The sequence below is a fragment of the Saccharomonospora saliphila YIM 90502 genome, from assembly GCF_000383795.1.
Taxonomy (GTDB): Bacteria; Actinomycetota; Actinomycetes; order Mycobacteriales; family Pseudonocardiaceae; genus Saccharomonospora; species Saccharomonospora saliphila.
In genome coordinates this window covers 445,505-453,421 of sequence record NZ_KB912640.1, presented here as the reverse complement: position 1 = coordinate 453,421, position 7,917 = coordinate 445,505, and the positions used below count along the sequence as shown (strand labels likewise).

Here is a 7,917-nt window from a genome sequence, read left to right as displayed (position 1 = left end):
GTGAGACCCGCCGGCAGGAGCCGGGCCTTGCCGCCGTGCGCGCGGGCCTGCACGTGCCCGGGGACCTCTCCGTCGACAACCGTCGGCTGCTGGGCTCGTTGGGCACGGCGTGCCGGGCGCGCGGGGTGAGCTTCGTCGCCGAGGCCGTCTCCGATCTCGCGGCCGAGCGGGTGCGGACCCGCTCGGGCACCCACTCGTTCGACGCGGTCGTGCTCGCCGCCGGGGCACACAGCGCCCGCCTGCATCCGGAGCTGGCCGACCGGGTGCGACCGCTCAAGGGCGAGATCGTGCGCTTGCGGCCGCGCCGGACGACCGTGCCGCCGCCCCGGCACACCGTGCGGGCCTCCGTGGAGGGCAGGCCGATCTATCTGGTGCCCCGGGCCGACGGCGAACTGGTCCTCGGCGCCACGCAGTACGAGGCGGGCTACGACACCGCCGTCACGGTGCGGGGCGTGCGGGAGTTGCTGGACGCGGCCGAACGGGTATTCCCCGGTGTCGCCGAATACGAGCTGGCCGAGAGCACGGCCGGGCTGCGCGCGGGCAGCGCCGACAACCTGCCATACCTCGGTGTGCTCGGCGACGGCGTGTACGCGGCGACCGGGCACCACCGCAACGGCCTGTTGCTGGCGCCCGTGACGGCGGACGCGGTCGTGGCCTGGCTCGCCGGGGCCGAACTTCCTCGGGGCGCGGCGAGCGCGCACCCGAGCCGGAACAGAGAGGAAGCGGTGCGATGAACGTGCACGTCAACGGCGAATCACGGCAGGTGCCCGACGAGAGCACCGTCGCCGACGTGCTGGCGACGACCTGGGGCGACGCCAAGGGCGTCGCGGTGGCACTGGACGGCGAGGTCGTCCGCCGGGGCCGCTGGCCCGAGGTCACGGTGCACGACGGGGCGCGACTGGAGATCCTGACCGCGGTGCAGGGAGGCTGACCACCGACGATGACGACCGCCGACGACGCCGGTTCCCACGGCGACCACCTTGTGATCAACGACCACAAACTCACCTCGCGCCTGATCATCGGCACGGGCGGGGCGGGCAACCTCAGTGTGCTGGAGCGCGCGCTCGTGGCCTCCGGGACCGAGCTGACCACCGTGGCCCTGCGCCGCGCCGACGCCGAGGGCGGGTCCGGTGTGCTGGACCTGCTGCGCAGGCTCGGCATCGAGGTGCTGCCCAATACCGCCGGATGCCGAAGCGCGGCCGAGGCGCTGCTGACCGCGCGGCTGGCCCGCGAGGCGCTCGGCACGGACCTCGTCAAGCTGGAGGTCCACGCCGACGACCGGACCCTGCTGCCCGACCCGGTGGAGACCTTGGACGCGGCCGAGCAGCTCGTGGCCGACGGGTTCACCGTTCTGGCCTACACCAACGACGACCCCGTGCTGGCGCTGCGCCTCGAGGAAGCCGGATGCGCCGCCGTCATGCCGCTGGGGTCGCCGATCGGCACGGGGCTGGGCATCCGCAACCCGCACAACATCGAGCTGATCGTCGCGCGCGCGGGTGTGCCGATCATCCTGGACGCCGGGATCGGCACCGCTTCCGACGCGGCGCTGGCGATGGAGCTGGGTTGCGACGGGGTGCTGCTGTCCACGGCGGTGACCCGGGCGCAGGACCCGGAGCGTATGGCGCACGCCATGCGCTCGGCCGTCAACGCCGGGCGCATGGCCCGGCAGGCGGGCCGGATTCCGCAACGGTTCTGGGCGCAGGCGTCGAGCCCGCCGCGCTGATCGAGGCACCGCCCATGACCGTCGTCCAGCACGTCGGCATCGTGCCGGGCGGTTCGCCGGGTTCGTCACCAGGGCGCACGCTCGACCACGTAAAGTGAGCGCCGCTTCGGCGGAGCACCGCGCCGGGGCAGGGCGGAGCGCGTGAATGGAGGAGCCCGAAGTGAGCACCTCGGCACAGGACGTACCCGGCAGGCTGTTCCTCACGATCGGCAGGCTGTCGCGGTCACTGCGCCAGGCCAGCGCTCCCGGCCCCGGGCACGGGGCGATCTCGGCGCTGGCGACGCTGGCCACGTTCGGGCGGCTGCGGCTGGGCGATCTCGCCGCCAAGGAGGGCGTGGCGGCGGCGACGATGTCGCGCATCGTGTCCGCGCTGGCCGAGAACGGCTACGTGAGCCGGGAGTCCGACCCCGTCGACCGCAGGGCGTGGCTGGTGGCCGTCACCGATGAGGGGCAACGTTTGCTCTCCGGTGTCACCGCCACCCGGATCAACGAGCTGAGCAGGCGTATCGACCGTCTCTCGCCCGAGCACCGTGAGGCGCTCGCCGCCGCCGTCCCCGCCTTGGAGGCCCTGCTCTCCGACGACGAGGCCCCGTAGTACAGCGAGTGGAGCCGTTCGTGCGGGCAGGTCAGGAGCGGTTCTCCTCAGCGATGCGCCAGAACGCCGAGACCGGGCCGACCTTGGCACCCATCGGGTAGGAGTGCCGTACGGCGTTTCCCACGTACCACTTGCCGAGGCGGGCCGCCTCCGCCACCGGCATGCCGCGCGCGAGCCCGGCGGTGAACGCCGAGGCCATCGCGTCGCCCGCGCCGTGCGTGTGCGGGGTGTCGAGCCGGGGACCGCGCAGTTCGGTGAACGTCGTGCCGTCGTAGAGCAGGTCGACGCACTCCGGGTCGTCGGCGAGGTGTCCGCCCTTGACGAGCACGTGGCGCGGGCCCAGTTCGTGCAACGCGACCGCGGCGTCGCGCATCCGCTCGCGGCGGGTGACCTCGATACCGGTGAGCAGGCGCACCTCGTCCAGGTTCGGCGTGACGGCCGTGGCCCGGGGCAGCAGGTCGTCGCGCAGGGCGGTCAGCCCGGCATCGTCGAACAGCGGCGTGCCGTGCATCGAGGCGGCGACCGGGTCGACCACGAACGGAACACCGTTCTCGCCGCCGATGCCCGCGTCCTCGCAGGCCCTGGCCACCGCGCGGATGATCTCGGCGGACGCCAGCATGCCCGTTTTGGCGGCCTGTAGGCCCATGTCGGCGGCCACCGCCTCGATCTGCCCGGCGACCACGCGTGCCGGGACGTCGGAGCGGTCGTGCACGCCGAGAGTGTTCTGCACCGTGACCGCCGTGACGGCCACGAGCCCGTGCACCCCGCACGTGAGGAAGGTCCGCAGGTCCGCCTCCAATCCGGCGGCACCTCCGGAATCGGAACCGGCGATGGTCAGCGCGGCGGGAGGTTGCTCGTCGCTCATGCCCCCAGTGTCACCCACACCTCAGCCCGCGCGGGCGGGCCGGTGCACGGGCAGCGCGCGGTCGGCCGTCGTCGGCAGGTCACGGTCATGAGGCGGGCGGTCCCGGCGTGCCCTCCGGCGCCAGCCGCCAGAACGGCGAGACCGGGCCGATGCCTCCGCCGAGCGGGTAGGACTCGGCCACGCACCGCTCGATGAACGCCTTGCCCGCCGACACCGCGTCACCGACACCGAGCCCCTTCGCCAGGAAGGCCGTGACCGCCGCGGCCAGCGTGTCGCCGCCGCCGTGGGTGTGCGCGGTGTCGTGGCGCGGCCCGTCGAGTTCGATGCGGTGGGTGCCGTCGGAGAGCAGGTCCACACAACGCGGGCTGCCGTCGAGGTGGCCGCCCTTGACCAGCGCCCAGCGCGGTCCCAGTTCGAGCAGCGCGTCGGCGGCGTCCCGCTGGCTGTCGGCATCGGTGACCTCCACGCCGGTGAGCAGCCGCACCTCGTCCAGGTTCGGGGTGACCAGCGTGGCGCGGGGGAACAGCTCCGTGCGGATCGCCTCGAGCGCCTCCTCGCGCAGCAGGGCGTCGCCGTGCATGGACGCCGCCACCGGGTCCACGACCAGCGGCGCCGACTCGCCACCCGCGCCGAGGCCGATCTCGTCGGCGGTGGCGGCCACCGCGCGAATGATCTCGGCGGTGGCCAGCATCCCGGTCTTCGCCGCGTCCACGCCCATGTCGCTCGCAACCGTTCGCATCTGCGCGGTCACCACCTCGACCGGGATCTCGGTGAACCCGTGCACGCCGAGCGAATTCTGTACCGTGACCGCCGTCACGGCGGTCATCCCGTGCACACCGCAGGCGAAGAACGTGCGCAGGTCGGCCTGAATGCCCGCGCCACCGCCGGAGTCGGAGCCCGCGATCGTGAGCGCCGTCCTCGGTGTCTCGGTCACGACCGCTCCTCGACCGGGAGGTAGACCCGGTTGCCGTGCTCGGCGAACTCCTCCGACTTCTCCCGCATACCCGCCTCAATGGCCTCCACACTGGACAGTCCGTTCTCCTCCGCGTACCGCCGGACGTCCTGGGTGATGCGCATGGAGCAGAACTTCGGCCCGCACATCGAGCAGAAGTGCGCGGTCTTGGCGGGCTCGGCGGGTAACGTCTCGTCGTGGTAGGCGCGCGCGGTGTCCGGGTCGAGCGAGAGGTTGAACTGATCGTTCCACCGGAACTCGAACCGCGCCGTGGACAGCGCGTCGTCCCACTCCCGCGCGCGGGGGTGCCCCTTGGCCAGGTCGGCGCTGTGCGCGGCGATCTTGTAGCTGATCACGCCGGTCTTCACGTCGTCGCGGTTGGGCAGGCCGAGGTGCTCCTTCGGCGTGACGTAGCAGAGCATCGCCGTTCCGTGCCAGCCGATCTGGGCGGCTCCGATCGCCGAGGTGATGTGGTCGTAGGCGGGCGCGATGTCGGTGGCCAGCGGGCCGAGCGTGTAGAACGGCGCCTCGCCGCACAGTCGCTCCTCCCGCTCCACGTTCTCCTTGATCTTGTGGAGCGGCACGTGCCCCGGGCCCTCGATCATCACCTGCACGTCGTGTTCGCGGGCGATGTGGGTGAGTTCGCCGAGGGTCTCCAGTTCGGCGAACTGGGCGGGGTCGTTGGCGTCGGCGATCGACCCGGGGCGCAGGCCGTCGCCGAGCGAGAACGTGACGTCGTAGGAACGCAGGATCTCGCACAGTTCCGAGAAATGCGTGTAGAGGAACGACTCACGGTGGTGGGCAAGGCACCACGCGGCCATGATCGACCCGCCCCGGGAGACGATGCCGGTGACGCGCCGCGCGGTGAGCGGGACGTAGCGCAGCAGCACGCCCGCGTGGACGGTCATGTAGTCCACGCCCTGCTCGCATTGTTCGATCACCGTGTCGCGGTAGATCTCCCACGACAGCTTCTCGGGCTCGCCGTTCACCTTCTCCAGGGCCTGGTAGATCGGCACGGTGCCCACCGGGACCGGGGAGTTGCGCAGGATCCACTCGCGCGTGTCGTGGATGCGCTTGCCCGTGGACAGGTCCATGATCGTGTCGGCGCCCCAGCGGGTCGCCCACACCAGCTTGTCGACCTCCTCCTCGACCGACGACCACACGGCCGAGTTGCCCATGTTGGCGTTGACCTTCACGAGGAAGTTCTTGCCGATGATCATCGGCTCGGACTCCGGGTGCTTGCGGTTGACCGGAATCACGGCGCGCCCGCGCGCCACTTCCGAGCGCACGTACTCGGGATCGAGCCGCTCGCGGGCGGCGACGAACTCCATCTCCCGCGTGATGACTCCCGCCTTCGCCCAGCCGAGCTGGGTGTCGTGCGCACGCCCGGCGATCCAGTCCGATCGCGACGGAGAGAGTCCGCTGTGGACGTCAATGGTCGCGTCCGGATCGGTGTACGGGCCCGAGGTGTCGTAGACGTCGAGGTGTTCACCGTTCGACAGGTCGATGCGCCGTGCCGGGACCCGCAGGCCCGAGGCGGTGTCGTGGTAGACCTTGCGTGAGCCGGTGATCGGCCCGGTGGTGACGTGCGGCTCGGCACGCACAGCGTCGTTGTCCAGCGTCGTCACGACGGAATTCACTCCCTACGCCGGCATTACCCGGTCAGGTTCGTGCGGTCGGCGGCGCCGGGTCCGGTCCATCGGACACCAGCCGCCCTCTCAGCCCGCCATGGCGCGAGCTCCCGCGATGTGCTGTTGTCTCCTGTGACCCTGCCACGCCACGTCGCCCGGGACAACCCGCCACCCGGGTCACCGCGGAATCCGTGCCGAGGTTCCGGCGGATGCGTGTCCGCCCGGCCGGATCAGCGCCGGCCTCCGGCGTGAGCGATGCCGACCCCCGGGGGACCGGCCGCGTCGCGGCGGCTGTCAGCCCTCGGGGAGCCAGGAGTGTCCCGGTACGCCCCACTTGTTGGCCTTGAGCATCTTCTTGGCGGAGCGGGCGTGGCGGCCGACCAGCCGGTCCAGGTACAGGTAGCCGTTGAGGTGGTCGGTCTCGTGCTGGAGGCAGCGGGCGAAGTACCCGGTGCCCTCCACCTCGATCTCGCTGCCGTCGAGGTCACGCCCGGTGACCTTCGCCCACGACGCTCGCCCGGTCGGGTACGACTCACCGGGCACGGACAGACAGCCCTCCCAGTCGTCGTCCGGGTCCGGCATCGTCTCGGGCACCTCGGAGGTCTCCAGCACCGGGTTCACCACGAGCCCCTTGTGCCGCACGCCCTGGTCGTCGGGGCAGTCGTAGACGAACACTCGCAGGTCGACACCGATCTGGTTGGCGGCGAGACCCACGCCCTCCGCCGCGTACATCGTCTCGAACATGTCGTCGACGAGCGTGGCGAGGTCGGCGTCGAACGCCTCGACCTCCCGGGTGCGCGTGTGCAGGACGGGATCGCCCGCGATGCGGATGGCGTGGATGGTCACGGTCGGTCATCCTAGGTCAGCCCCGCCACCCGGACGCGCCGGGCATGGTACGGGCTTTCGCGTCGTCGTCGTGATCTAATGACACGGCGCGATCATCGTGCGCGCAGTCACGTGAGGTGCCCGAGTCGACGAGGAGCCAGATGGACGCCGCGGAGTCGACGGCCCCGGACGGTCGGCCGTCCCCGCCGGCCGAGTCCGAGGACGGCCTGTCCCAGCGCGAGAAGGACGTGCTCGCTTTCGAGCGCCAGTGGTGGCGGTACGCGGGCGCCAAGGAGCAGGCGATCCGCGACCGGTTCGGCGTGTCCCCGACGCGCTACTACCAGATCCTGAACAAGCTCATCGACAAGCAGGAAGCCATGCGTGCGGACCCGATGCTGGTCAAACGGCTTCGGAAAGTGCGCGCCTCCCGGCAGCGCGCCCGCGCGGCACGGCGGTTGGGGATTGAACTGCCATGAGCATTTTCGACGGAGTGTCCAGGCCGATGCGCGCGACGGGGCTGGGGCTGCTCGCGGTGGCCGTCGTGGCGGCCGCGCTCGGCGGCGTCTCGCTCGTGACCGGTGACGACCCGACCGACACGGCGGCCACCGAGACCGCCGACTCCCGGCCCGGCGAGGGCGGGGGAGAGGGCTCCCGCGAGCAGGGGCCCGGCGACGGCGCACAGGACGACGGCGACACCGACGGCACCCCGGGCGAGGGTGGCGGTGACGAGGACGACGACCGGGATCGCGGCGATGCGGGGGACGGCACCGACGGTGCCGGTGGTGACGACCCGGACACCGGTGGCGGGAGTGACGGCGACCCCGGAAACGCCCAGGACCAGCGCGTGTCGGTGGAGGACGCGCCGGTGCGCGTCTACAACAACAGCGACATCTCCGGCCTCGCGTCCGACACGGGTGACGACCTGCGGGCACGTGGATGGAACGTCGTGGAGGTCGCGAACTACGCGGACGGCATCATCCCCGCGAGCACGGTGTACTTCCGGCCGGGCACGGACGAGGAGCCGCTGGCCCACGCGCTCGCGGAGGACTTCGGCATGCGGGTCGAACCGCGTTTCGAGGGCATCGCCGACGCCAGCGAGGGCGTGATCGTCATCGTGACCCGGGACTACGACGGCCCGGTGGACCCCAAGTAGTTCCCTCCGGCCGGTACACCGCACCGCCGCGCGGCCGCACGCGGGATGACGTTCCCGCGTTCCCGGGCACCGGGCGCATCGGGCCTCGCCGCGGCCGGGTGGTCACCGGGAGTCGGCGTAGGTCTCCAGCGCGGCGAGCTGAGCCCGGTCGAGCGATGGCCGCACCACCCGCC

Annotated in this window: 10 protein-coding genes; 6 read left to right on the top strand and 4 right to left on the bottom strand. The window is 71.9% G+C overall.

Translation table 11 applies throughout. The features are described 5' to 3' along the window. From SACSA_RS21925 to SACSA_RS0107265, 4 genes are all read left to right on the top strand, one after another. Positions 1-734: FAD-dependent oxidoreductase (locus tag SACSA_RS21925; protein ID WP_019814637.1), on the top strand; the 734-nt coding region annotated here is incomplete at its 5' end. Then, a complete protein-coding gene (gene thiS, locus SACSA_RS0107275) occupies positions 731-931 on the top strand; it encodes a sulfur carrier protein ThiS (protein WP_019814636.1) in 201 nt (66 codons plus the stop codon). The genes SACSA_RS21925 and thiS, both read left to right, overlap by 4 nt. Before the next feature lie 9 nt (positions 932-940). Beyond that, complete coding sequence (thiG, locus tag SACSA_RS0107270) at positions 941-1,723, top strand: thiazole synthase (RefSeq protein ID WP_019814635.1); 783 nt, start codon at positions 941-943, stop codon at positions 1,721-1,723. Positions 1,724-1,868: 145 nt separating this feature from the next. After that, positions 1,869-2,318 (top strand): MarR family winged helix-turn-helix transcriptional regulator, encoded by a 450-nt coding sequence (locus tag SACSA_RS0107265; protein ID WP_019814634.1) that lies wholly within the window; start codon positions 1,869-1,871, stop codon positions 2,316-2,318. A 31-nt stretch (positions 2,319-2,349) separates the two neighbouring features. Here the strand turns inward: SACSA_RS0107265 and thiD (SACSA_RS0107260) are convergent, their stop codons facing one another. The 4 genes from thiD (SACSA_RS0107260) to SACSA_RS0107245 form a co-directional block, all read right to left on the bottom strand. Next, on the bottom strand, positions 2,350-3,183 hold the full coding sequence (gene thiD, locus SACSA_RS0107260) for a bifunctional hydroxymethylpyrimidine kinase/phosphomethylpyrimidine kinase (protein WP_019814633.1): 834 nt from the start codon (positions 3,181-3,183) through the stop codon (positions 2,350-2,352). 85 nt (positions 3,184-3,268) lie between these two features. Beyond that, entirely contained in the window at positions 3,269-4,117 is an 849-nt protein-coding gene (gene thiD / locus SACSA_RS0107255; RefSeq protein ID WP_019814632.1) for a bifunctional hydroxymethylpyrimidine kinase/phosphomethylpyrimidine kinase, read from the bottom strand. Continuing rightward, positions 4,114-5,763, bottom strand: coding sequence for a phosphomethylpyrimidine synthase ThiC (thiC, locus tag SACSA_RS0107250; RefSeq protein WP_083940196.1), 1,650 nt, complete (start codon positions 5,761-5,763; stop codon positions 4,114-4,116). Before thiC ends, thiD (SACSA_RS0107255) begins: the two co-directional genes overlap by 4 nt. Positions 5,764-6,060: 297 nt before the next feature. Then, positions 6,061-6,612: a peptide deformylase gene (locus tag SACSA_RS0107245; protein ID WP_019814630.1), complete on the bottom strand. Its 552-nt coding sequence runs from the start codon at positions 6,610-6,612 to the stop codon at positions 6,061-6,063. Positions 6,613-6,752: 140 nt separating this feature from the next. Here SACSA_RS0107245 and SACSA_RS0107240 point away from each other — a divergent pair, with 140 nt between their 5' ends. Both SACSA_RS0107240 and SACSA_RS0107235 read left to right on the top strand, forming a co-directional pair. Further along, the gene (locus tag SACSA_RS0107240) at positions 6,753-7,067 is read left to right on the top strand and encodes a DUF3263 domain-containing protein (protein WP_019814629.1); all 315 of its coding nucleotides are present in this window, start codon (positions 6,753-6,755) and stop codon (positions 7,065-7,067) included. Then, the gene (locus SACSA_RS0107235; RefSeq protein WP_028661639.1) at positions 7,064-7,744 is read left to right on the top strand and encodes a LytR C-terminal domain-containing protein; all 681 of its coding nucleotides are present in this window, start codon (positions 7,064-7,066) and stop codon (positions 7,742-7,744) included. Before SACSA_RS0107240 ends, SACSA_RS0107235 begins: the two co-directional genes overlap by 4 nt. Positions 7,745-7,917: the final 173 nt, after the last annotated feature.